The 21353-nt window shown below is 62.1% G+C and carries 25 protein-coding genes; 9 read left to right on the top strand and 16 right to left on the bottom strand.

Features of this window, described 5'->3' with window-relative positions; translation table 11 throughout:
• The first annotated feature begins 46 nt into the window (after positions 1–46).
• Together H145_RS0105310 and coaD are read left to right on the top strand one after the other, a co-directional pair.
• The gene (locus H145_RS0105310; RefSeq protein WP_019947101.1) at positions 47–931 is read left to right on the top strand and encodes a DUF3822 family protein; all 885 of its coding nucleotides are present in this window, start codon (positions 47–49) and stop codon (positions 929–931) included.
• A gap of 192 nt (positions 932–1123) precedes the next feature.
• Positions 1124–1588: a pantetheine-phosphate adenylyltransferase gene (gene coaD / locus H145_RS0105305; RefSeq protein ID WP_019947100.1), complete on the top strand. Its 465-nt coding sequence runs from the start codon at positions 1124–1126 to the stop codon at positions 1586–1588.
• A 116-nt stretch (positions 1589–1704) separates the two neighbouring features.
• Here the strand turns inward: coaD and H145_RS0105300 are convergent, their stop codons facing one another.
• Both H145_RS0105300 and H145_RS0105295 read right to left on the bottom strand, forming a co-directional pair.
• Positions 1705–2184, bottom strand: coding sequence for a hypothetical protein (locus tag H145_RS0105300; protein ID WP_019947099.1), 480 nt, complete (start codon positions 2182–2184; stop codon positions 1705–1707).
• An 11-nt stretch (positions 2185–2195) separates the two neighbouring features.
• On the bottom strand, positions 2196–2927 hold the full coding sequence (locus H145_RS0105295; protein ID WP_240471664.1) for an NUDIX hydrolase: 732 nt from the start codon (positions 2925–2927) through the stop codon (positions 2196–2198).
• A 233-nt stretch (positions 2928–3160) separates the two neighbouring features.
• Between H145_RS0105295 and H145_RS0105290 the strand changes: the two genes are divergently transcribed.
• A complete protein-coding gene (locus H145_RS0105290) occupies positions 3161–3664 on the top strand; it encodes a metallophosphoesterase family protein (protein ID WP_019947097.1) in 504 nt (167 codons plus the stop codon).
• 150 nt (positions 3665–3814) lie between these two features.
• Here the strand turns inward: H145_RS0105290 and H145_RS0105285 are convergent, their stop codons facing one another.
• The gene (locus tag H145_RS0105285) at positions 3815–4072 is read right to left on the bottom strand and encodes a hypothetical protein (protein ID WP_019947096.1); all 258 of its coding nucleotides are present in this window, start codon (positions 4070–4072) and stop codon (positions 3815–3817) included.
• 101 nt (positions 4073–4173) lie between these two features.
• Between H145_RS0105285 and H145_RS0105280 the strand changes: the two genes are divergently transcribed.
• The 4 genes from H145_RS0105280 (at position 4174) to H145_RS0105265 (ending at position 8081) form a co-directional block, all read left to right on the top strand.
• Complete coding sequence (locus H145_RS0105280) at positions 4174–5199, top strand: threonine aldolase family protein (protein WP_019947095.1); 1026 nt, start codon at positions 4174–4176, stop codon at positions 5197–5199.
• 207 nt (positions 5200–5406) lie between these two features.
• Entirely contained in the window at positions 5407–6669 is a 1263-nt protein-coding gene (locus tag H145_RS0105275) for a cation:proton antiporter (protein WP_019947094.1), read from the top strand.
• 113 nt (positions 6670–6782) lie between these two features.
• On the top strand, positions 6783–7445 hold the full coding sequence (locus tag H145_RS0105270) for a metallophosphoesterase (RefSeq protein ID WP_019947093.1): 663 nt from the start codon (positions 6783–6785) through the stop codon (positions 7443–7445).
• Between the two features lie 21 nt (positions 7446–7466).
• Positions 7467–8081 (top strand): DNA-3-methyladenine glycosylase family protein, encoded by a 615-nt coding sequence (locus tag H145_RS0105265; RefSeq protein ID WP_019947092.1) that lies wholly within the window; start codon positions 7467–7469, stop codon positions 8079–8081.
• A 154-nt stretch (positions 8082–8235) separates the two neighbouring features.
• Here H145_RS0105265 and H145_RS0105260 read toward each other — a convergent pair whose 3' ends face one another.
• The 5 genes from H145_RS0105260 to H145_RS20080 all read right to left on the bottom strand — a co-directional run bounded on the left by H145_RS0105260 (position 8236) and on the right by H145_RS20080 (position 10734).
• Positions 8236–8427: a hypothetical protein gene (locus H145_RS0105260; protein ID WP_019947091.1), complete on the bottom strand. Its 192-nt coding sequence runs from the start codon at positions 8425–8427 to the stop codon at positions 8236–8238.
• A 25-nt stretch (positions 8428–8452) separates the two neighbouring features.
• The gene (locus H145_RS0105255; protein WP_019947090.1) at positions 8453–8710 is read right to left on the bottom strand and encodes a hypothetical protein; all 258 of its coding nucleotides are present in this window, start codon (positions 8708–8710) and stop codon (positions 8453–8455) included.
• 12 nt (positions 8711–8722) lie between these two features.
• Complete coding sequence (locus tag H145_RS0105250; RefSeq protein ID WP_019947089.1) at positions 8723–8932, bottom strand: zinc ribbon domain-containing protein YjdM; 210 nt, start codon at positions 8930–8932, stop codon at positions 8723–8725.
• A 134-nt stretch (positions 8933–9066) separates the two neighbouring features.
• A complete protein-coding gene (gene ychF, locus H145_RS0105245; RefSeq protein WP_019947088.1) occupies positions 9067–10164 on the bottom strand; it encodes a redox-regulated ATPase YchF in 1098 nt (365 codons plus the stop codon).
• 216 nt (positions 10165–10380) lie between these two features.
• Positions 10381–10734 carry a DUF3276 family protein gene (locus H145_RS20080; RefSeq protein WP_019947087.1) on the bottom strand — a complete coding sequence of 118 codons (354 nt, stop codon included), beginning with the start codon at positions 10732–10734 and terminating at the stop codon, positions 10381–10383.
• 318 nt (positions 10735–11052) lie between these two features.
• Between H145_RS20080 and H145_RS0105230 the strand changes: the two genes are divergently transcribed.
• On the top strand, positions 11053–11976 hold the full coding sequence (locus H145_RS0105230) for a DUF58 domain-containing protein (protein WP_019947086.1): 924 nt from the start codon (positions 11053–11055) through the stop codon (positions 11974–11976).
• A gap of 359 nt (positions 11977–12335) precedes the next feature.
• Here the strand turns inward: H145_RS0105230 and H145_RS0105220 are convergent, their stop codons facing one another.
• Both H145_RS0105220 and H145_RS0105215 read right to left on the bottom strand, forming a co-directional pair.
• Positions 12336–13400: a fatty acid desaturase family protein gene (locus tag H145_RS0105220; protein WP_019947084.1), complete on the bottom strand. Its 1065-nt coding sequence runs from the start codon at positions 13398–13400 to the stop codon at positions 12336–12338.
• Between the two features lie 293 nt (positions 13401–13693).
• On the bottom strand, positions 13694–14995 hold the full coding sequence (locus H145_RS0105215; protein ID WP_019947083.1) for a DUF3298 and DUF4163 domain-containing protein: 1302 nt from the start codon (positions 14993–14995) through the stop codon (positions 13694–13696).
• A 149-nt stretch (positions 14996–15144) separates the two neighbouring features.
• Between H145_RS0105215 and H145_RS0105210 the strand changes: the two genes are divergently transcribed.
• Entirely contained in the window at positions 15145–16011 is an 867-nt protein-coding gene (locus H145_RS0105210; protein WP_019947082.1) for an alpha/beta fold hydrolase, read from the top strand.
• A gap of 178 nt (positions 16012–16189) precedes the next feature.
• On the opposite strand, the gene H145_RS0105205 is transcribed toward H145_RS0105210, so the two are convergent.
• The 6 genes from H145_RS0105205 to tsaD form a co-directional block, all read right to left on the bottom strand.
• Complete coding sequence (locus tag H145_RS0105205) at positions 16190–16684, bottom strand: HNH endonuclease (protein ID WP_019947081.1); 495 nt, start codon at positions 16682–16684, stop codon at positions 16190–16192.
• A 277-nt stretch (positions 16685–16961) separates the two neighbouring features.
• A complete protein-coding gene (locus H145_RS0105200; RefSeq protein WP_026351272.1) occupies positions 16962–17768 on the bottom strand; it encodes a C40 family peptidase in 807 nt (268 codons plus the stop codon).
• 76 nt (positions 17769–17844) lie between these two features.
• Entirely contained in the window at positions 17845–18831 is a 987-nt protein-coding gene (locus tag H145_RS0105195; RefSeq protein ID WP_019947079.1) for a CgeB family protein, read from the bottom strand.
• A 159-nt stretch (positions 18832–18990) separates the two neighbouring features.
• Positions 18991–19464: an SsrA-binding protein SmpB gene (gene smpB / locus H145_RS0105190; protein WP_019947078.1), complete on the bottom strand. Its 474-nt coding sequence runs from the start codon at positions 19462–19464 to the stop codon at positions 18991–18993.
• A 170-nt stretch (positions 19465–19634) separates the two neighbouring features.
• Complete coding sequence (locus tag H145_RS0105185; protein ID WP_019947077.1) at positions 19635–20036, bottom strand: thioesterase family protein; 402 nt, start codon at positions 20034–20036, stop codon at positions 19635–19637.
• A gap of 161 nt (positions 20037–20197) precedes the next feature.
• Positions 20198–21199, bottom strand: coding sequence for a tRNA (adenosine(37)-N6)-threonylcarbamoyltransferase complex transferase subunit TsaD (gene tsaD / locus H145_RS0105180; RefSeq protein ID WP_019947076.1), 1002 nt, complete (start codon positions 21197–21199; stop codon positions 20198–20200).
• Between the last annotated feature and the right edge of the window lie 154 nt (positions 21200–21353).

Genomic DNA, 21353 nt, shown 5'->3' with positions numbered 1-21353 from the left:
GCGGCGTTTCGGCCCTTTCTATTTGTTGTTCTCTCTTCCGCTGCTCATGCCCACTTCTGCTCCTGCTTCTCTGGCCCCGGCGGCCCTGCACCGCCTGCGCGACGAAACGCTGGACCCCGAGCAGCTGGCCGCCTACAACCTCTACATCACGGCCGGGCCGGCCGGCCTGCGCCTCGGTGTGGCCGATGCGCGCCGCAACAAGTTTCTGGTGCTCGAAGAGTACGCGGCGCCCGAAGCCGGCCTCAGCTACGCGCAGCAGCTGGCGGCGCTGGCCGCCGAGCACGACCTGCTGGGCCGCGCCGGCTGGCACCGCGTGCGGCTGGCGGTGCACAACCGCGCCTTCACGCTGCTGCCCGCCGCCCTGTTCCGCCCCGGCGACGAGGCCACTTACCTGCGCCTGCACCACGCCCTCAACCCCGAACGCGAATCGGTGCACGCCTACGCCCACAGCGGGCTGGATAGTGTGAGCGTTTTTGCGGCTGATAAGGACTTGACCAGCTGGTTTGGCCAGACGTACCCGGCCGGCCGGCTCGTGCACAGCACCAGCGCCCTGCTGCAGGGCGTGGTGCAGCAGAGCGAGGCCAGCGGCGCTGGGCGCATCTACCTCAGCATCGGCCCCGGCCAGCTCACGGTGCTCGTGATGCAGGGCAAGCAGCCGCGCCTGTGCAACGTGTACTCCTTCAGCACCGCCGAAGACCTGATTTACTACGTGATTCTGGTGATGCAGGAGCTGCAGCTCGACCCCGACCAGGACCCGGTAGTTATCTGGGGTGATTTGATGCACGACTCGGAGCTGTTCACGATTCTGCGCAAGTACATCCGCCACCTGCGCTTTGGCAACCGCCCCTTCGACCTGGGCTACAGCTACCGCCTCAACGACCTGTTCGAATACCGCTACTTCGAGCTGTTCGCCCTCCACCTGTGCGAGTAGATGATTTGGTGAGGTGGTGAAATGGTGAGTTGCCGTTCTGTCATCCTTTAACTGTCATCCTGAGCGGAGCGAAGGACCTGTATAGAAGCTATTATCTGCTGATACCTTCTGTACAGGTCCTTCGCTCCGCTCAGGATGACAATATCTTCTAAATTCATCAACTCACCATTTCACTACTCACCATCTCACCTCATGCGCATTGCCCTGTTTCCCGGCTCTTTCGACCCGTTTACCAATGGCCACCTCGATGTGGTGCGGCGCGGTACGGCGCTGTTTGATGAGGTGATTATTGCCATCGGCAACAACAGTAGCAAGCAGCGTTACCTGCCCGTGGAGCAGATGATTGAATTGATTAAGGGCGTATTCCACGACGAGCCGCGGGTGTCGGTGCGCGAGTACAAGGGCCTGACGGCCGATTTTGCCCGCGAAGTAAACGCCCGGTTTCTACTGCGCGGCCTGCGCAACACCACCGACTTCGAATACGAAAACACCATTGCCCAGGCCAACCGGCACCTCAACTCGGCCCTCGAAACCGTGTTTCTCATCACCTCCCCCACCCTGGCCGCCATCAGCAGCACCATTATCCGCGAAATCCACCGCTTCGGCGGCAACGTCGATGATTTCGTGCCCTTCGCCCTGCCGGATAAGCAAGGCTGAACTGGAAGTCAGGGAGAGAAAGCAGGAAGAGAAAGTAAAAAGGCAAAGCCGCTGAACGCCCACGCTGGACCCGTTCAACGGCTTTGCCTTTTGCCTTTTTCTTCCTGGCTTCCGGCCTACCGCCGGGCCACCACGCGCATGCCGATGAGTTCGGTACTGTTGCCGGGGCTCATCACGGGCAATACCAGGTACTCGGCCGAGGTCAGGCTCAGGTTAGCGTCGCGCAGCAATTGTTCTTCGTCGTTGCCGAGCAGCACGATGTCGCGCACTTTGCGGTTGTTGGCGTCGAAGGTGACCACCAGCGTGGTGCCGTTTTGCTCGAAGGTGTTGATCCAGTCCTGGCCCCGGGTGGCCTTCATCTGGGCGGCGGTGGGCTCCAGGCCGATGGCCTGCTCGCGGGTTTCCTTGGGCGCGCCCAGCGTGCGGCGCAGCTGGTCGATGTTGCGGCCGACCAGGGCGGGCACATCCACCACAACGCTGCTGTTTTCGGTGGTGCCGGGCGCCGGAGTGCTCCGCTCGCCGGCTTTCTGCGAGCCGCTGCAGGCACTGGTGAGGGCGGCCAGCAGGGCCAGGGCAAAGTACAGGTTTGGGCGCATGGGCGGGCGGGTTAAGACTGCGAAGTTTTTTCGGGGCCGGCCGGGGTCTGGCCGGCCATTTTGCTCAGGTAGTGGCGCACCACCAGCGCAATGCTGGCGTAAGAGTCGTCGAGGACGCTCAGCGCTTCCTGCGGCGTCATCCAGCGCACTTCCTCGATGTACTCTTCGGCCTGCGGCTTCATCAGCGTGTCGTCGAGGCAGCGCATAATGTACCAGTTCGTTTTTTTGAGGATTTTGTTGCCGTTGTAGGCATACGAGTGCCAGGTGCTGGGCAGTTTTTCGCCCAGCTCAATCTGTACATTGCACTCCTCCTCCACTTCGCGCAGGGCGCCCAGGGCCGGGTCTTCGTCCTTTTTGAGCTTGCCCTTGGGCAAATCCCACTTGCCGAGGCGGAAAATCATGAGCACCATGCCGTCCTTCTCTACCAGCCCGCCGGCCGCTTTCACGATGCGGAACTGGTCTTTGAGGTGCAGGATGAGGCGCTTTTTTTTGCGGGCCAGCAGCGTGAGCGAGGTGAGCTTTTTCAGCTTTTTCACTTCCATCAGCCGCAGCAGCCGGTCAACGAACCCATCGGTTACGTCGCGCACCAGCACATCGCCCATCAGGTCCTTCGACGAAAACTCGTCTTCCGGATTCAGAATCAGGTCGTACTTGTGCTTGTAAATCTTTTCGCTGTTTTTTTTGATAATCAGCGGAATGTCGTTGATGAAGACGTTCATCGCGGCGGGGTGAGCAGGAGGCAAATAAAAAGGAAAGCGGCTGGCTGCAAAGCACAGCATATTTCTCCGGAAACGAAACGGCCTCCGGGCCGGGCAAGATACGCGAAGTAGCCGGTTGAGTTCGACAAGCGGGGAGATTGTGAGCTGGTGAAATAGTGAGTTTGACGTGCCGGGGCCCTACCAGCGCAAGGGGCGCCAATGCCGTAATCAGGACTCCGAAACGTCAAACTCACCACCTCACCATTTACCTTCGCTTCATGAAAAAAATCGGCCTGCTCTCCGACACCCACAGCTACCTCGACGACCGGATCCTGCACCACCTGCGCGGCTGCGACGAAATCTGGCACGCCGGCGACTTCGGCAACGCGGCCGTGGTGGAGGCGCTGGAGGCGCTGGCGCCGCTGCGGGGCGTGTACGGCAACATCGACGGCCGCGACGTGCGCCTGAGCCAGCCGCTGGTGCAAAGCTTCGAGCTGGAGGGCCTGCAAGTGCTCATGACGCACATTGGCGGCTACCCCGGCCACTACAGCCCCGCCGGCCGCGCCCTGGTCGAGCAGCACCGGCCCGGTTTGTTCATCAGCGGCCACTCGCACATTCTCAAAGTAATGCCCGATAAAGCCCGGCACTTGCTGCACCTCAACCCCGGCGCGGCCGGCCGCCACGGCTTCCATAAGGTGCGCACACTGCTGCTTTTCGAGGTGGAAGGCGGCAAGGTGCAGCAGTTGCAGGCCGTGGAGCTGGGGGCCCGAACGGAGAAATGAGCAGCGGGACGGGCTCCGCCGCGAATCGGATTTCCGGACAAAAAGAAAAAGTGCCTTTCCTTGCGCAGGAAAGGCACTTTTATAAAATCTGCTGGTTACCTCGCGGGGCATGGGGTAGCACCGACCGTGGATGCCGTGGCCGCGCGGGGGTTAGTCGGCCGACTCGAGCTGGCTCAGGCCCGAATTAGCAGCAGCTTCCGTAGCCGCTTCCGATTCGTGGATGGCGGCAGCAATGGCCTCCGTCTTGGGCGCAATATCAGGGCGGCCACCACCGAAGCTGGCCTTCAGCTCGTCGAGGTCTACGTTCTTGAGAACGGGCGTCAGGAGGAGTTGCTTGATGATGCGCTGCTTGTTGTTGGCGCGGGCAATGTTCTTGCGGTGCTTCCGCTTCAGACGGGTAACGCTCATTTTTTCCGGGTCGGTTAAGTCTTTCGGTAATTGAGGGGCAAAAGTAACGACTAAATTTGACACCCGAAAACCTTTCTCCGATTTTAGCTTTTCTACCTGCCATGAACCTACCCGCCGCCGACCTGCGCTCCGATACTGTTACCCGCCCTACCCCGGCCATGCTGGCGGCCATGTTCCAGGCCCCCGTCGGCGACGACGTGTACGGCGAGGACCCCACCGTGCGGGCCCTGGAGGCCGAAACCGCCGCCCGCTTCGGCCTCGAAGCCGGCCTGTTCTGCCCCTCGGGCACCATGACCAACCAGATTGCCATCAAGGCCCATACCGAGCCCATGAGCGAGGTAATCTGCGAGCAGACCTCGCACATTTACCTGTGGGAAGTGGGCGGCATTGCCTTCCATTCGGGCGCCTCGGTGGCCCTGCTGCCCGGCGACCGGGGCCGCCTGACGGCCGCGCAGGTGGAAGCGGCCATCCGCCCCGAAAACGTGCACTACCCCATTACGCGGCTGATTTCGCTGGAAAACACCCACAACCGCGGCGGCGGCAGCTGCTACGCCCTGCCCGAGCTGGAAGCCCTGGCCGACGTAGCCCGGCGCCACCACCTGCCCCTGCACCTCGACGGCGCCCGCGTGTTCAACGCGCTGGTGGCTACCGGCCAAGACGGGCGCGAATACGGCCGGCTGTTCGATACCATTTCGGTGTGCCTGAGTAAGGGCCTGGGCGCGCCGGTGGGCTCGGTGCTACTGGGCTCAAAGGCGTTTATTGAGAAGTGCAAGCGCATCCGTAAGGTGATGGGCGGCGGCATGCGGCAGGCCGGCTACCTGGCCGCGGCCGGCCTCTACGCGCTCGAACACCATGTGGCCCGCCTCGCCGACGACCACCGCCGGGCCCAACAGCTGGCCGACGCGCTGGCCGCCCGCCCCTACGTAACGGAGGTGCTGCCCGTCGAAACCAACCTCGTCATCTTCCGCCTCGCCGACACGATGCCCGCCGAGCAATTTCTGGCCCATCTGGAGCAGCGCGGCATCCGCGCGTCCTCGTTCGGCCCCCAGTTCATCCGCTTCGTCACCCACCTCGACATCGACGACGCCATGCTGGCGCGGGTGGAAGCGGCGCTGGCCGAGCTGTAGGGAGTGACGAGGCACCGTCATTCAGAGCGCAGCGAAGAATCTCGCGTGCTGATGTTGAAGTACTAATCCGACGTCAGCACGCGAGATTCTTCGCTGCGCTCTGAATGACGTACTCTTAGCACTCTGCAATCCTACAGTCTGGTACCGGTTCACTAATTTATTCTGAATTCGCGTCATTTACGACACTTTCTGCCCTTCAACCACTGCATGGAATTATATCATACCCTGACGCTGCTATTGGTAATAGCGGCAGCTTTCGGCTACATCAACCACCGGTTTCTGCGCCTGCCGTCCACTATTGGCCTGATGATTCTGGCGCTGGTTTCCTCACTTTTCGCCATCATGCTGGGGTGGCTGGGCGTACCCTGGGTGATGAGTGCCAGCCAGCTCGTGCGCAGCATCGACTTCCATAAGGTGCTGATGGACGTGATGCTCAGCTTCCTGCTGTTTGCCGGCGCCCTGCACGTGGATGTGCGCACGCTGGGCAAGGAGCGTTGGGCCGTGGGCGCCATGGCCGTGGTGGGCACGCTGCTTTCCACGCTGCTCGTGGCCACCGGCATGTTTTACCTGCTGCCGCTGATGGGCTTCGACACCCCCTTTATCTACTGCCTGCTGTTTGGGGCCCTGATTTCGCCCACCGACCCGATTGCCGTGATGGGCATTCTGAAGCAGGCGCGCATCAGCAAAAACCTGGAAATCAAGATTGTGGGAGAGTCGCTATTCAACGACGGCATTGCGGTAGTGGTGTTCATCAGCCTCTACGAAATTGCCGTGTATGGCACTGATAAGGCCACGGCCTCGTTTATCGGCGAGCTGTTTTTGCGCGAGGCGGCGGGCGGCATTCTGCTGGGCGTGGGGCTGGGTTACGCCACGTTCTGGGCCCTGCGCACCATTGATAACTACAAGGTGGAGGTGCTCATCACGCTGGCCCTGGTGATGGGCGGCACGGCGCTGGCCTCGGCCTGGCATACCTCGGGGCCGCTGGCCATTGTGGTGGCCGGCCTGATTGTGGGCGACAAGGGCCGCGAGAAAGGCATGTCGGACCAGACGCGCGAGTACCTCGACAAGTTCTGGGAGATGCTCGACGAGATTCTCAACGCGGTGCTCTTCGTGCTCATCGGCCTCGAAATGCTGGTGCTTGACATCAGCAATGCCGTTCTGCTGATTGGCGCGGCGGCCATTGTGCTCACGCTGCTGAGCCGCTTCGTGTCGGTGGCGCTGCCGCTGAGCTTTCTGCGCCGCTACACCGATTTCAACGTGGCCACGCTGCGGGTGCTGAGCTGGGGCGGCCTACGGGGCGGCATTTCGGTAGCCCTGGCCCTGTCGTTGCCCGCCACCATGCCCCGCGACCTGATTGTGGGCATCACCTACGTGGTCGTCGTGTTCAGCATCATCGTGCAGGGCCTCACCATCGGCCCGTTGGTCAAAAAGCTCGGCCTCAGCACCGAAGCCGAACCGGGAATGCATTAACTTTTTGAGCTGTTAGCTTTGAGCCGCAAGCTACAAGCGGCAAGCTGATGTTGAACGTCAGCTTGCCGCTTGTAGCTTGCGGCTTGCAGCTCTAAGCTAACCAACTAACAACCATGACGCTATTCGTTATCGGGGATGTGCACGGGTGCTACCACACGTTTCGGGCGGTGCTGCGGCACTGGCAGCCGGCGCAGGAGTTGCTGGTGCAGGTGGGCGATTTGGTAGACCGGGGCCACGGCATCCCCGAGTGCGTGGCGCTGGCCCGCGAGCTGGAGGCCGCCCACCCCGACCGCACGGTGTTTCTGCTGGGCAACCACGAGCACTCGATGCTGCGCCACTACGGCTCGCAGGGGCCGCACCGCCCGTGGCTGAGCTGGGGCGGCCAGGCCACCGTCGACCAGTACCACGGCCGGCCCAGGCTGCTGCGCGAGCACTTGGCCTGGCTGCACGAGCGGCCCCTGTTCTGGGCCAACGACCACATAGTTATCAGCCACGCGGGGTTTGCCGACACGCCCACGCCCCTGGAAGCCGACGACTACGACGGCGTGCTGTGGCGGCGCGGGCCGCTGCTGAACCTGGAAGGCCGCCGCCAGGTGGTAGGCCACACGCCCACGCCCGACGGTGAAATCCTGCTCGACCCGCTCGCCAATGCGCTGTACGTGGATACCGGCGCCTACCTCAACCAGGGCCTGACGGGCGTGCGCCTCTCCGAAACCGGCGAGGTGCTGGCCGAGTTTGTGGTGCCCACTTCCCCCCTCGATATCGACCTGGAGTAACCGCCCACCCCCTTTCTGCCCATGTCCAATCCTGAGACCGAAGCCGCCCTGCGCCACCTGCGCGCCGCCGACCCGGTGCTGGCCCGCCTGATTGACGCCGGCCGGCCCATTGCCCCCGCCGCCCACGAAGACCTGTATCTGGGGTTGCTGCGGGCCATCGTCAGCCAGCAGATTTCCACCAAAGCCGCCGCCGCCATCTGGCGCAAGTTCCAGGCCCTGTTCGGCCCCGAGGGCTACCCCGAGCCGGTGGCGCTGCTGGCGTTTTCGGATGAGGAGCTGCGCACGGCCGGGCTTTCGTACCAGAAAGCGGGCTACCTGCGCGCCATTGCCGATTTTGCGCTGCGCGACGAGCTCGACCACGCCCGCCTCAGCCAGCTCAACGAGGAAGAGCTGACCCAGCACCTGACCCAGATAAAAGGCGTGGGCCGCTGGACGGCCCAGATGCTGTGCATGTTCGCGCTGGACATGCCCGACGTGTTTCCCGAAGGTGACCTGGGCATCCAGAACGCCATGCGCCGCCACTACGGCCTCGAAGAAACCGGCCGCGCCCTGCTGCGCCGCCTCATCGAGCTGGCCGAGCCCTGGCGCCCCTACCGCACGCTGGCCAGCAAGTATCTGTGGCAGTCGTTGGGGTAGTGGTGGTGACTTGGTGATTTGGTGCGTCCGTCTGTCATCCTGAGCAAAGCGAAGGACCTTATCCAGAAGCTAGCATCAGACTATAGCTTCTGGATAAGGTCCTTCGCTTTGCTCAGGATGACAGCACGTCTCACCAAATCACCAAACCACCAAATCACTCCCCATTCCGGCGGGCGTCGCGGATGCCGAGGGCAATGGCAATGAAGGTGGAGAGCAGCGGCACGAAAAAGCCGAACAGCAGCCAGGGCCAGAACCGCCGCCCGTACATGTGGGCAATGTAGACGGTAATCAGGGCCGACAGCAGGCAGACGGGCAGCGCGAACAGCAGGTTATCAATAACTCCCATAAGGCAGCGGGGCGGTAGGTGCGGGTTACTGATAAGCAACCGGAATCTGGGCTAGCTGTTCGGCCAGCTGCCAGTGGGCAGGCTGCAGGTTGGGGTAAAACCAACTAGCTCCGGCCGCCAGCCACTGCGCCCGAAACTGCCGGGCCGCGTCGGGCGTGGCATCGTGGTAGCCGAACTCGGCGCCGCAGCAGCCGCACCACGTATGGTCGGGCGTGCGGCCCGCGGGGCCCCAGGGCGACTCGTCGTAATCGAGGCCGCAGACGCGGCAGAACCACAAAGGCATGGCGCGCGGCGGCTACGCCTTCTTCAGAAACTCAGTTTTCAGCACCATCGTGCTGCCGCCCGCCCGGCCCTCAATTTCAGCGGGGCTGTTGGTGAGGCGGATGTTCTTGACCACCGTGCCGCGCTTAAGCGTGAGCGACGAACCCTTCACTTTCAGGTCCTTGATGAGCGTTACCGAGTCGCCCTCGGCGAGCAGGTTGCCGTTGCTGTCCTTTACGTCCATGGAATTAACTGTTGAGCTGGATATGTACTAACGATAGTGGTGCCACGAAGCCCGGCAGGGAATTCGTGGCACCACCCCGTTTTGAATAAGACCTACCGCAAGCTGCGGCATCCAATCATCTGCAACATCTGTAATCAGACGTTGAAGCGGAAGTGCATGATGTCGCCGTCCTGCACCACGTATTCTTTGCCTTCGACGGCCATTTTGCCGGCCTCCTTGATTTTGGCTTCGGTTTTATACTGCTGATAATCGGGCAGCTTGATCACCTCGGCGCGAATGAAGCCCTTCTCGAAGTCGGAGTGGATGACGCCGGCGGCGGCGGGGGCTTTGTCGCCGCGGTGCACCGTCCAGGCGCGCACTTCCTGCACGCCGGCCGTGAAGTAGGTAATCAGGTTGAGCAGCGAGTACGAGGCGCGGATCAGGCGGTTCAGGCCCGACTCGGTGAGGCCGTACTCGCCCAGGAACATTTCCTTTTCCTCGGGGTCCTCCATCTCGGCAATCTGCGACTCGATGGCGGCCGACACCAGCACCACTTCGGCACCTTCCTGGGCCACGTGGGCCTGCAAAGCGGCCACGTGGGCGTTGCCGTTCTGGATGCTGCCTTCGTCCACATTGGCCACGTAAATCACGGGCTTGATGGTGAGCAGCTGCAAATCGGCCACTGCTTCCAGCTCTTCGGGGGTAGCGTCGAGGGCGCGGGCGTTCTGGCCGGCCTCCAGGGCCGCCTTGAACTTCTGCAGCACTACTACTTCCTTCTTGGCCGCCGCGTCGCCGCTCTTGGCCGAGCGCTCCGACTTGGCCAGCTTCTTATCCACGCTCTCCAGATCCTTGATTTGCAGCTCCGTATCAATCACGTCCTTGTCGAACACGGGGTCGACGCCGCCGGCCACGTGCACGATGTTGGGGTCGTCGAAGCAGCGCACCACGTGGATGATGGCGTCGACCTCGCGGATATTGGCCAGAAACTTATTGCCCAGGCCCTCGCCCTTGGAAGCGCCCTTCACGAGGCCGGCAATGTCCACGAACTCGATAATGGTGGGCAGCACCCGCTTGGGGTTCACCAGCTCCTCCAGAATGCGCAGCCGCTCGTCGGGCACCGTAATCACGCCCACGTTGGGCTCGATGGTGCAGAACGGGTAGTTGGCCGATTCGGCTTTGGCGTTGGAAAGGGCGTTGAAAAGCGTGGATTTGCCAACATTCGGCAGGCCGACGATACCGCAGCGGAGACCCATTTTCTATTACTTAAGAATTTTCAATTATGAATTATGAATTGGCCGGGCAGCCGGGCTATTCAGGGGGCAAAGGTACGGGGCTTTTCCAAGGAAAGCACGGGCGCTACGCAAACGCACCAGCCGTAAACAACAACGCGTGCCGCGGCCGAAGCCGGGCACGCGCCGAAGAGTGCGGGAAGTAAGTTTGTTTCGCTAGGCAGCAGGCAAAAAGTGAGGTTAGTAGGCGTCGGGGCGGTTGTAGCCGTTGCCGTTGTCGCGCTGGTCACGCTCGTCGTAGGCGGGGCGCGGGCGGTCGAGTTCGGCTACTTCCTCGGGCGTGAGCAGTTCCTCGCGCACGTAGTCCACGGCGTCCTGCAGGGCATCCACGAACTTGAGGAAATCTTCCTTGTAGAGGAAAATCTTGTGTTTTTCGTAAGAGAACGTATCGTCGTCGCGCAGGCGGCGCTTGCTCTCGGTGATGGTCAGATAATAATCCTGCCCGCGGGTGGCCTTCACGTCGAAAAAGTACGTGCGCTTGCCAGCCTTAATGCGCTGGGAGTAAATTTCTTCCTGATCGTAGCGGTCTTCCACTTTCCTTTCCGTTAAAGTTTGGTTTTTCCAAGATGGCTTAAGTCGTACGCAAAATACGGAGTTGCGGCAAGATTAGGAAGTTTCAGGACCGGAAATTTCCAATTACGGGACAGTAATTCAAAAAAAGACGAGCCAGATTGAATTCTACCGGCTTTTTGCGAAGCCATATTTGACGAGGCCCCACATCTGAAACAAGATTATATTGAGTAGCCCCCATCTGCCCGGGGCTACCCTACCCCCGGCCCCGCCCGGCAATTTCCCCGGTTGCGCCCGATTCGGCCGTATCTTGCTTTCCTTCCCGCTCCTGCCCTTTCCGCCATGGCCCAACCGCTCGATCTAGCCGCCGTCCGCTCGTTTACCAATCTGGAGTTTCTGGCCCGCCAGCTGGTCGAGGGCTTTATCACGGGCCTGCACCAGTCGCCCTACCACGGCTTTTCGGTCGAGTTCTCGGAGCACCGCCTCTACAACCCCGGCGAAAGCACCCGCCACCTCGACTGGAAGGTATTTGCCCGCACCGACAAGCTGTTTGTGAAGCGCTACGAGGAAGAAACCAATCTGCGCTGCCACCTGCTGCTCGACGTGAGCCCGAGCATGTACTACCCCGCCCCCGGCCACGACAAACTGCTGTTTTCGGTGCTGTGCGCGGCGGCCCTCACCACGCTGCTGCAAAAGCAGCGCGACGCGGTGGGCCTCGTCACGTTTGCCGATACCGTGGAGCTGCAGACGCCGGTGCGCTCGACCAGTACCCACCGCCACACGCTGCTGCTCACGCTGCAGCAACTGCTGGAGCGGCCCGCGCCCCGGGGCGGGGCGGGCACCAACGTGGCGGGCGTCATCCACGCCATTGCTCAGCAAATCCCGAAACGCTCGTTGGTGGTGCTGTTTTCCGACATGCTGGGCCGCGCCCCCGCCGAGCAGGACGAGACGCTGGCCGCCCTGCAGCACCTGCGCCACCAGCACCACGAGGTGCTGCTGTTCCACATCATGGACCGCGCCACCGAGGCCGATTTCAGCTTCCAGGACCGCCCCTACCTGTTCGAAGACCTCGAAACCGGCCAGACGCTGAAGCTGCAGCCCAGCCAGGTGCGCGAGCAGTACCAGGCCGCCATGCGCCGCTACGAGCAGGAACTGTCCCTGCGCTGCGGCCAGTACAAAATCGACTTCGTGCCGGTAGACACCCGCGAACCATTCGACAAAGTGCTGCACGCCTACCTGATCAAGCGCGGTAAGGTGCGGGGCTGATTCTGGGAGCTGTTATTTCTATTGTGAATTTTGACTGTCGATGGAAATATATATGCTGAAAGCCGGGTGGTTCTTTTCAACGCTGACCACTATTTACATCGCTCGGGCCTACAACCGAACGTGGTGGTGGGCGGTGCCGGCGGTGCTTTTACCGCTTCTTTCCACGCTGCTCATCATTCTGGTAGTTCTGCCCGAAAGCCGACGCCGGGAGCGGGATGACGACGAACGGTATGCCGCCGAGCGGGCAGCCCGGTTGGCATTAGCTCAGCCTATAACTGGAGAGGCCCCCGTTCCTGTTGTCAGCACTTCAGAGCCGACAACAGGAACGGGGGACCCTACAATCTCTTGAACTCAAAAAACTACCGCCGACCCAACTCGCGCAGGTGAGCAACGTGCGAGGCCACGGCGTAGCGCATTTTGGGGTATTCGTGGTATTCCACATTGAACTCCAGGCACATCTGCCGGATGATTTTGTTGAGAGCCGGGTAGTGCACGTGCGAGATGTTGGGGAACAGGTGGTGCTCGACCTGGAAGTTGAGGCCGCCCACCAGCCAGCTGATGAGCTTGCTGTCGGTGGCGAAGTTGGCAGTGGTACGAATCTGGTGGATGGCCCACTCATCCTCGATTTTGCGGGTCGTGGCATCGGGCACCACAAAGGCGGTGTGCTCGACGGTGTGGGCCAGCTGGAACACAATGCTGAGCGTGAAGCCGGCTACGGCCATAAACACCAGAAAACCCACCAGCCAGCTCACAAAGCCCACCATCCAGATAGGCAGCACCACGAACAGCACCAGGTGCAGGGCCTTGAAGCCCCAGAACACGCCCTGGTCGGAAGCCGTCATCTTCTTGATGGCCATGTCGCCGATTTTGCCCCGGAAATACTTCTGGTAATCCATGTAGAAAATCCAGGCGATGAACAGCAGGGCGTAGAAAAACCAGAAGTACAGGTGCTGGAAGCGGTGCAGCAGCCGGCGGGGCTGCTCGGGGCTCAGGCGCAGCCAGGGCTGGGCATCGAGGTCGTCGTCCACGCCTTCCACGTTGGTGTACATGTGGTGGATGAGGTTGTGTTTGGCGTTCCACATGAAGGAGTTGCCGCCCATCACGTTGAGGGTGAACGAGGCGAACTGGTTCATCCACTTGCGCTTGCTGAACGAGCCGTGGGCGCCGTCGTGCATCACGTTGAAGCCGATGGCCGCGCCCAGCAGCCCCAGCACTACGGCTTCGAGCACGCCCAGCAGCGCGGGCGGCGTCCAGAACACGAGGTGCAGGTAGATGCCAACGAAGGCAGTTGTGAGCAGCAGCGCCTTGAAGAACAGGGTTTTGCCGCCAGTGGTGGCTTTGCCGGCCTCGGCGAAATAGGCGGCGGTGCGGCGTTTCAGCTCCTGATGAAAGGAACGGGATGCCGCAAATTTAGGAGCGTGCATGAGTGGGTGGTGCTAGAAGTGGGGCGCGGAACTGGCAGACGGCCGGGGCCGGCGAAACAGCTCGCCGCCGGAGTTACGGTTCCGCTTACAAAAATACATCCAACGCCGCCGCTTCCCGCCAGCCGGCCGCAAAAGCCCGGTATTTTACACGCCCCCCGTGCTGCGGCCCGCGCCGGCTGCGGGGGCCGCAACGCCCAAGCCCGCGCTTTGCCGGCCCGGCCGCCCCTGCCGACGGCAGGTTGGAGCCCGGCCCGGCAAAGCGCGGGCTTGGATAAAATAAGTCGAACCGAAGGCTAGCGGGCGGCTACGGCCCGGGTTTCGCCCACCGGCAGGCCCGGCTTGAGCAGGCCCTGCATTTCGGAGAATGGCACGAACACGCTGATCTGGCCGTACACATAGGCAGCAATTTCGTAGGGCAGGTACACGAACACGGCGCCGTTGCCGGTCAGGTACACGTTGCGCGTAACGGGCAGCGTTTTCACCATCAGGGCTTTCGAAAGCGGCTCGTTGGCACCCAGGCCCAGGCTCGGGCGGGCATACTGGCCCAGCAGCTTCTCCAGCTTTGGCTTGGCGCTGGCCTGGAAGATGTCGTCGTAGCGCAACGATTTGCCGGTGCGCGTGTCGTAGCTCTGCACGTAGGTGCCGTAAATGCCGTGGGCGCCGCCCGAGTAATCGTAGCCGAAGAAGCCCATGCTCAGCAGGTCGCCTTCGTTCCAGAGCACGTAGGTGTTCACTTCCTGCTCATAGGCCAGCGTTTCGATGGGGCGGTACTCCTTGCTCTTATCCTTGGCGGCGGCCGCCAGCAGCGGGGCCGCGTCGGAGCGGTAGTCTTTGGTGAAGGCCCGCAACTGCTCGCGCCAGATGGAGTCGAGGGCCGGAACGGGCGCCGTATCCACCGTGTCGCCGTGCAAGCCGCGCAGGATATTGGCGGCCAGCACCTCCTGGTTGGGCGCCATAAACGGCACCAGCGCGTGCATCACCCGGTGGCCGCGGATGCTGTCTTCGGGATGGTCGGGACGGGGCAGCACATCGGCCACAAAGTTGCGGGCGGCAAAGCGGATGCCGGTGCCCGCGCGCAACTGCCGTAGCCGCACGGGCTGGCCCTTGTGGGTGCCCACCAGCTGGGTGCCTTCTTCCTTCAGCAGCCACTCCGCATTGCCTTCCAGCGGGTCGTCGTCGTTATCGTCGGAACCGCTGGCCACGGTGGCGGCCAGCTCCCGGCTCAGGTCGCGCAGGTTGAGGCTGTCGCCCTTGCTGCCGGTGTCGCCGCCCAGCTCGTGGGGGCGGCCGTCGGGGCCGGCGAAAAAGCCCACGATGCGGCCGGGGCCGTCGTTGCCGGGCTCAACGCCCAGGCGCTGCAGGTGCAGCGTTACGCTGTCGGGGGTGCCGGGCAGCAGGCCGCGGTACTGCCGGTACCACGAGCCGGTGTCGTTGGTGGGCTCGGGCACGGCGGCCGTGGTGCCTTCGGTGGCAGTGGCGCCGCCCGATTGCTCGGTGCCGGAATTACAGGCGCTCAGCAGCAACAGGCCGAGGGCCAGCGGAGCGGGCAGCTGCCGCAGCAGCGCAGAAGGACGGAGGCGGAAGAGTTGATTCATACCCCCCAAAGAAAGCGCATTGGCGGCACTCCTGCGGCGGCGTGTATTTTATTGGCATTCATTCATCGGTCCAGCTTGCAGCTGCGTATGTACAGACACGATTCGGACCGGAGCTGCCGGCCGTTTTTTCATCCTCAGCGCATTCTCTTATGAACCACATCATTACGGGGCAGGACGCCCGCGGCAACGACATCAATCTCGACTACATCGACCACGGCCAGGGCAAGCCGGTGGTGCTCATTCATGGCTGGCCGGCCACCTACAAAATGTGGGAGTACCAGCTCACGGCCCTCACCAACCAGGGCTTCCGCGTCATCGCCTACACGCGCCGCGGCTTCGGCCACTCCAGCAAGCCCTTCGAGGGCCACGACTACAACACCTACGCCGACGACCTGAAAGCCATCCTCGACCAGCTCGATTTGCAGGACGTGACACTGGTGGGCTTCTCGATGGGCGGCGGCGAAGTGGCCCGCTACATGGGCCGCCACGGCGGCGCCCGCGTCAGCCGCGTGGCCTTCGTATCGGCCGTGACGCCCTTCCTGCTCAAAACCGCCGACAACCCCGAGGGCGTCGACCGCGAGACGTTTGACAAGATGGTGGAGGGCCTGGAAGACGACCGGTTCGACTACCTGCAGGATTTCGGCAAGAAGTTCTACGGCGTAGGCGTGCTGAGCAACCCCGTCAGTGAAGCCGCCCTCGACTGGACCCAGCACATGTGCGAAATTGCCGACCCGCGGGCCACTATTCTGAGCGTGCGGGCCTGGTCGGAAACCGATTTCCGCCAGGACCTGACCACGATCAAAGTGCCCACGCTCGTCATCCACGGCGGCGACGATGCGCTGGTGCCGCCCAAAGTAAGCGGCGAGCGAATGACCCACTTCGTGCCCCAGGCCGAGTTTGTGGAGTACGCCGGCGCCCCGCACGGCCTGTTCATCCCCGAGAAAGAACGCCTCAACCGCGACCTGATTACCTTCATCCACGGCGGCGAAATCCAGAAAACCGCGGACAGGTATTAGGGACTCAGAAGGCTACGGAAAAGTCTGTCATCCTGAGCGCCGCGAAGGACCTATACAGAAGGTGCTATCTGATGTTAGCTTCTGTATAGGTCCTTCGCTGCGCTCAGGATGACAGGTGGGCAAACCAGCCCCTAGGCCCTCAAAATAAAACCCGGCGAGCCGTAGAGGCTGCCGGGTTTTATTGTAGATAGGGGTGCCAGTTCTGGTCGAGGGTGCCGGCGCTGAGCTTGAGGAAGCCGGTGAGCGTGGGCTTTTTGGGCTGCTGCCGGATGGTGAGGCCGGCTTCCTGGGGGGTATGGTGGCCCTTGGCGTGGTTGCAGCGCGAGCAGGCCGTCAGCAGATTGCTCCAACTGGAGTCGCCGCCCCGGCTGCGCGGAATCACGTGGTCGAGGGTCAGGTTTTTGGTTGAGCCGCAGTACTGGCACTCGAAATTGTCGCGCTTCATCACGTTGTGGCGGCTCAGGGCAATGCCCTTGTAGGGCACGCGCACGTAGCGCTGCAGCCGGATGATGCTGGGCTTGGGGTACGAGCGGCTCACGGTGCGCAACACGCCGTGCTCCGATTTGGCAATGAGCTCGGCCTTTTCGAGGTAGAGCAGCACGAAAGCTTTCTGGACGCTGCACAGCGTAATGGCCGTGTAGTCGCCGTTCAATACAAGCACCTTATGGTCCATACCGCGCGAGGAAAAAAGAACCTACTCTGCCAGAAAGCTAGATGATTCCAAGCGCATTAACAAGCCGCAGAACGTTCTGGTTGCAGATGGTGATGTGGTGATTTGGCGACGTGGTGAAAAGAGCGGGGTGAAAGGGAACGGTCATTCAGAGCGCAGCGAAGAATCTCGCGTGTAATGGTAACCCTGTCGTCAGGTATCACTTTGGCACGCGAGATTCTTCGCTGCGCTCAGAACGACCGTTCTCTTTCACCCCGTCGCCAAATCACCACATCATCATCTACTCCTCGCTCAGGATGCGTTTAATCAGGCGCAGCTTGTGGCTGTAGCGCTGCTGGTCGCGGCGGAAGATGCCGTTGTGGTCGAGTGGGTCGATGCGCACCTCGCCGCTGGCGTGCAGAATCTGCTGGTCGTCGAGCAGCAGGCCCACATGCACGATGCGGCCCTCGGCGTTGTCGAAAAAGGCCAGGTCGCCGGGGCGGGTTTGGGCCACGAAATGCACCGGCTGGCCTACTTCAATCTGCTGGTGCGCATCGCGCGGGAGCTGTACGCCTACCAGGCCGTAGAGCTGCTGCACGAGGCCCGAGCAGTCGATGCCGAACAGGGTTTTGCCGCCCCACAGGTAGGGCGCTTTCAGGTATTGCAGGGCCATTTTCTGCAGCAGCTTCAGGCGCACCTCGGCCGGGCCGTGGGGGCCGTGGCCGTTGCGCGGATTGGTGGCGGCGCCGTTGTAGAAGTAGGTCTGCTCGCCCAGGCGCAGCGTCATGCCATCAAAAAAGGGCAGGCGCGTACCCAGCGTCACGGGCATTTTGGTGCTGTCGTCGCTCACCATCTGCACCACATCAAGCGTACGCGGGTGGTCTTCGGCCTGCCAGCGCCGGAAATAGTCGGCCGACACGGGGCGGTGCTGCTTGGCGTCCATCCAGCCCACGTACTGGTCGGCGGCCAGGCGCACCTGCAGCCAGTTGCCCTGCGTCATGAGCACCGAGTAGCACTCGCCGAAAATAAGCTGGGTAACGATTTCGGCCTTATCGGCGGCCTCGGCCCGCACCGGCACGGCGCTCAGGGCACAAATTCCGTGTTCCAAGATGGTGAGGTGGTGAAATAGTGAGATGGTGAGTTTGATGTTCCGGAGGGCCGGCGGGGCGGGTAGGCCGTACTGTTCAGCTCAGGCCGCAGACCTGGAGCATTTGCGTCATGCGGTGCACGTAGGTGTGGTCGCGCAGGGTGCGGGCGTAGGCGTTGGCGGCAATGCGGTTACGTTCGTCGGGGCGAGCCAGGTAGTGGGCGCACAGCTCGGGCAGCTCGGCGGCATCGTTATAGAGGCCGATTTCTTCGCCGGGCACGTACAAATCGGCAATTTCGGTTTTGTTGTCGCTGAGCTGAAACGAGCGGCAGCCGCTGGCCTCGAACAGGCGCGGATTGATACCATACTCCCAGCGCTGGTACCACTGATGCACATTCAGCACAATGCGCGCCTGGTTGAAGAGCAGCGCCATTTCGGCCGGCGTGAAGTAGCCAAACCGCAGGAAATGCTCCCGCAGCGGCGAGTTTTTTGGGATATTCCGCTGCCAGGGCCCGATAATCGTCAGGCGATGGTGACGGGCCAGTTCCAGCAGCACCCGCTCGCGCACCGGGTGCCAGTCGCCGGCAAACACGATGTCGTATTGCTGCTCGACGCCCTCCAGCGGCCGATGGATGGCCGGGTCGACGCCCACGGGCAGGTAGTGCGGCTCGTGGGCGTGGTAGTGGCGGTAAACGGCCGCCGTACCCTGGCTGTTGGAGAAGAAGAAGTCGTACTCTTCGAGTGGAATATAGTTGTGAGCCAGCGAAATAGGGTCGTCTAGCCACCAGCAGATGGTGGGCAGCCCCCGGCGCTTCAGCTCTTGCAACGTGGCGGCATCGTGGTAACGGCCGTACACCGTGAAGAAGGCGTCGGGCTTCACTTCCTCGGCCAGTTCCAGCAGCTGGCGGTTTTTGTAGGCATGAAACTTCGCCTTGCCCAGCTTTTCCCGCATCCGCTCCAGCTGGTTTTCGCGCTCATAGTTGAACGCCACCACCTCGTGCCCCATCAGGTGCAGAGCCGCGGCGGCAAAGTGCGTCATAGGGTTGGTGCGGGTGTAGGCCGGAATTGAAAGCAGAAACTTCATGAATCACTGATTACGCTGATTTCTGCGCTGATTACGCTGATTCAGACAAGGATAATGAGCCAAAACGGCTGCATTATCTATTATTGGATGCAAAACCAAGGGGGTAACTGTTGACGCCCAAATCAGCCTAATCAGCGTAGAAATCAGCATAATCAGTGATTAATGGTCGCGGGCGCGGTCCATTTCGCGCTTCTGGTCTTTGGCCTTGAGGTCGTCGCGTTTGTCGTAGAGCTTCTTGCCCTTGGCCAGCGCGATTTCGAGCTTGGCAAAGCCCCGGTCGCTCACGAACAGCCGCACGGGCACGATGGTGAGGCCCTGCTCCTGGTTTTTGGCGGCCAGCTGCTTCAGCTCGCGCTTATTGAGCAGCAGCTTGCGGGCGCGGGTGGGCTCGTGGTTGTTGTAGGTGCCCTCGGTGTACTGGGCAATGGTGATGTTGTGGGCCCACAGGCTGCCATCGGGGTGAAACGCGCAGAAGCCGTCCTGCAGCTGCACGCTGCCGGCCCGGATGCTCTTGATTTCGGTGCCCTGCAGCATGATGCCCGCGGTGTAATTGACCAGAAAGGCGTATTCGAACCGGGCGCGGCGGTTCTGAATGTTGATGTGCTTGGGTTTGTCGTCTTTGGCGGTGGCCATAGGAATAGAAAGCTGGCGGCAACCCGCACCCGGAAAAAGCACCGGGGCCGGATTGCCGCACAAGAACGGAAAAAAGGCTTAACGGCCGCCCGCCCACCCGGGTTGGCAGCGCGCCGCGGCGGCCGAAACCCTGAGTTCCGGCAAGCCGGGCAGCAGTCAGCTACGCACGCCTACTGCCCGCCGCGCAACTCCCGAAACCGCGCCTGCAGCTTCTCGCGGCTTACAATGCGCTGGCCGGTGCGGCCGGTGGCTACCAGCCGCGCGCCCACCCGCGCCTCTACCCGGCACAGCAGCTCGAAGCCGCGTAGCTCCTCAAATACCGCCCGAAACGCTACCATTTCGCCCTCGAAGGCCGGGCCGCGGTGCTCCACAGTCAGCAGCGTGCCGATGCCCTCCTCTCCCGCTTCCAGCATCTGCTCCACAAACTGCCGGCTGGTCCATTCCAGCGCCTGCCCCAGCGCAAATGTGCTGAGAACCGGATGAATCAGCCGGCCGTTGAGCACCGCAAAGTCGGCCGCCGTCACGGTCAGCTGATAGGTCTGCTCATCGCCGGGCCCGAAGGGGTTGGTCATTGGGAGGGATTAGAGATTAGGGAAAGAACGTCATTCAGAGCGCAGCGAAGAATCTCGCGGGCAATGGTAACTTCTGATAGAAGAATACTTTGGCACGCGAGATTCTTCGCTGCGCTCTGAATGACGTTCTGTTCCGACAACTGGCAACTGACAACTGACACTTACCCCAGCTTCAGGCGCGGGTCGGAGCTTACGAGTTGGTCGGCGAAGTCGCCGGCTTCGTACTGGAACTGGGCGGTGCGGGCGACCATGGCGGCGTTGTCGGTGCAGTATTGGAAGGCCGGGATGAACACCTGCCAGCCCTGGGCGGCGGCTTCGTTCTGCAGGGCTTCGCGCAGGCCGGAGTTGGCGGCCACGCCGCCGGCCAGGGCAACCTGGGTCAGGTTTTGGTCGGTGGCGGCGCGGCGCAGCTGGCGCAGCAGCGTCTGGATGATGGTGTGCTGGATGCCGGCGCAGAGGTCGGCCAGGTTCTCCTGCACGAAGCCGGGGTTTTTGGCGGTTTCCTTCCGGATAAAGTAGAGCACCGCCGTTTTCAGGCCGCTAAAGCTGAAATCGTAGCCCGGCATGGCGCCCACCGGGAAGGCAAAACGCAGTGGGTCGCCCTGCCGGGCCAGCTTGTCGAGGTGGGGGCCGCCGGGGTAGGGCAGGCCGAGTAGCTTGGCCGTTTTGTCGAAGGCCTCGCCGGCCGCATCGTCGATGGTCTGGCCGATAATTTCCATCTCCAGCGGCCCGCGCACCACCACCAGCTGGGTGTGGCCGCCACTCACGGTAAGGCACAGAAATGGAAACTCGGGCCGGGGCTCTTCAATGAAATGGGCCAGAATGTGGGCCCGCATGTGGTTGACGGCAATCAGGGGCTTGCCCAACGCCAGGGCCAGGGTTTTGGCGAACATGCCGCCCACCAGGAGCGAGCCCAGCAGCCCCGGCCCCTGCGTGAAGGCCACCGCGTCGAGGTCGGTTTTGCTGACGCCGGCCTTTTTGAGGGCGGCCTCCACCACCGGCACCAGGTGCTGCTGGTGGGCCCGCGAGGCCAGCTCGGGCACCACGCCGCCGTACTGCTCGTGTACCTGCTGGGTGGCAACCACGTTAGAGCGTATCTCGCCGTCGACGAGTACGGCCGCCGACGTGTCGTCGCAGGAGGATTCGATGGCGAGAATGGTCATGTTGTTAGAGCTTAGATGGGAGAGCTTAGAGCTTAGAACCTGCCGGGGAAAGGCCGCACTAGTCTACAAAACTACCACCACCGGCCGGATGCTTCGTTTGTGCATCTCCTTTCTCCGCTTTCTTTAACTCTAAGATCTACAATCCAAGCTCTCC

It is taken from the genome of Hymenobacter aerophilus DSM 13606 (assembly GCF_000382225.1).
In the GTDB taxonomy this organism is placed as follows: domain Bacteria; phylum Bacteroidota; class Bacteroidia; order Cytophagales; family Hymenobacteraceae; genus Hymenobacter; species Hymenobacter aerophilus.
Note: the sequence above shows the minus strand (reverse complement) of the source record. Positions and strands in the feature narration are given on the sequence as shown.

Coding starts and splice junctions, on each gene's coding strand:
- H145_RS0105310 (WP_019947101.1), top strand. CDS start 47: ATGCCCACTTCTGCTCCTGCTTCTCTGGCCCCGGCGGCCCTGCACCGC.
- coaD (WP_019947100.1), top strand. CDS start 1,124: ATGCGCATTGCCCTGTTTCCCGGCTCTTTCGACCCGTTTACCAATGGC.
- H145_RS0105300 (WP_019947099.1), bottom strand. CDS start 2,184: ATGCGCCCAAACCTGTACTTTGCCCTGGCCCTGCTGGCCGCCCTCACC.
- H145_RS0105290 (WP_019947097.1), top strand. CDS start 3,161: ATGAAAAAAATCGGCCTGCTCTCCGACACCCACAGCTACCTCGACGAC.
- H145_RS0105285 (WP_019947096.1), bottom strand. CDS start 4,072: ATGAGCGTTACCCGTCTGAAGCGGAAGCACCGCAAGAACATTGCCCGC.
- H145_RS0105280 (WP_019947095.1), top strand. CDS start 4,174: ATGAACCTACCCGCCGCCGACCTGCGCTCCGATACTGTTACCCGCCCT.
- H145_RS0105275 (WP_019947094.1), top strand. CDS start 5,407: ATGGAATTATATCATACCCTGACGCTGCTATTGGTAATAGCGGCAGCT.
- H145_RS0105270 (WP_019947093.1), top strand. CDS start 6,783: ATGACGCTATTCGTTATCGGGGATGTGCACGGGTGCTACCACACGTTT.
- H145_RS0105265 (WP_019947092.1), top strand. CDS start 7,467: ATGTCCAATCCTGAGACCGAAGCCGCCCTGCGCCACCTGCGCGCCGCC.
- H145_RS0105260 (WP_019947091.1), bottom strand. CDS start 8,427: ATGGGAGTTATTGATAACCTGCTGTTCGCGCTGCCCGTCTGCCTGCTG.
- H145_RS0105255 (WP_019947090.1), bottom strand. CDS start 8,710: ATGCCTTTGTGGTTCTGCCGCGTCTGCGGCCTCGATTACGACGAGTCG.
- H145_RS0105250 (WP_019947089.1), bottom strand. CDS start 8,932: ATGGACGTAAAGGACAGCAACGGCAACCTGCTCGCCGAGGGCGACTCG.
- ychF (WP_019947088.1), bottom strand. CDS start 10,164: ATGGGTCTCCGCTGCGGTATCGTCGGCCTGCCGAATGTTGGCAAATCC.
- H145_RS0105230 (WP_019947086.1), top strand. CDS start 11,053: ATGGCCCAACCGCTCGATCTAGCCGCCGTCCGCTCGTTTACCAATCTG.
- H145_RS0105220 (WP_019947084.1), bottom strand. CDS start 13,400: ATGCACGCTCCTAAATTTGCGGCATCCCGTTCCTTTCATCAGGAGCTG.
- H145_RS0105215 (WP_019947083.1), bottom strand. CDS start 14,995: ATGAATCAACTCTTCCGCCTCCGTCCTTCTGCGCTGCTGCGGCAGCTG.
- H145_RS0105210 (WP_019947082.1), top strand. CDS start 15,145: ATGAACCACATCATTACGGGGCAGGACGCCCGCGGCAACGACATCAAT.
- H145_RS0105205 (WP_019947081.1), bottom strand. CDS start 16,684: ATGGACCATAAGGTGCTTGTATTGAACGGCGACTACACGGCCATTACG.
- H145_RS0105195 (WP_019947079.1), bottom strand. CDS start 18,831: ATGAAGTTTCTGCTTTCAATTCCGGCCTACACCCGCACCAACCCTATG.
- smpB (WP_019947078.1), bottom strand. CDS start 19,464: ATGGCCACCGCCAAAGACGACAAACCCAAGCACATCAACATTCAGAAC.
- H145_RS0105185 (WP_019947077.1), bottom strand. CDS start 20,036: ATGACCAACCCCTTCGGGCCCGGCGATGAGCAGACCTATCAGCTGACC.
- tsaD (WP_019947076.1), bottom strand. CDS start 21,199: ATGACCATTCTCGCCATCGAATCCTCCTGCGACGACACGTCGGCGGCC.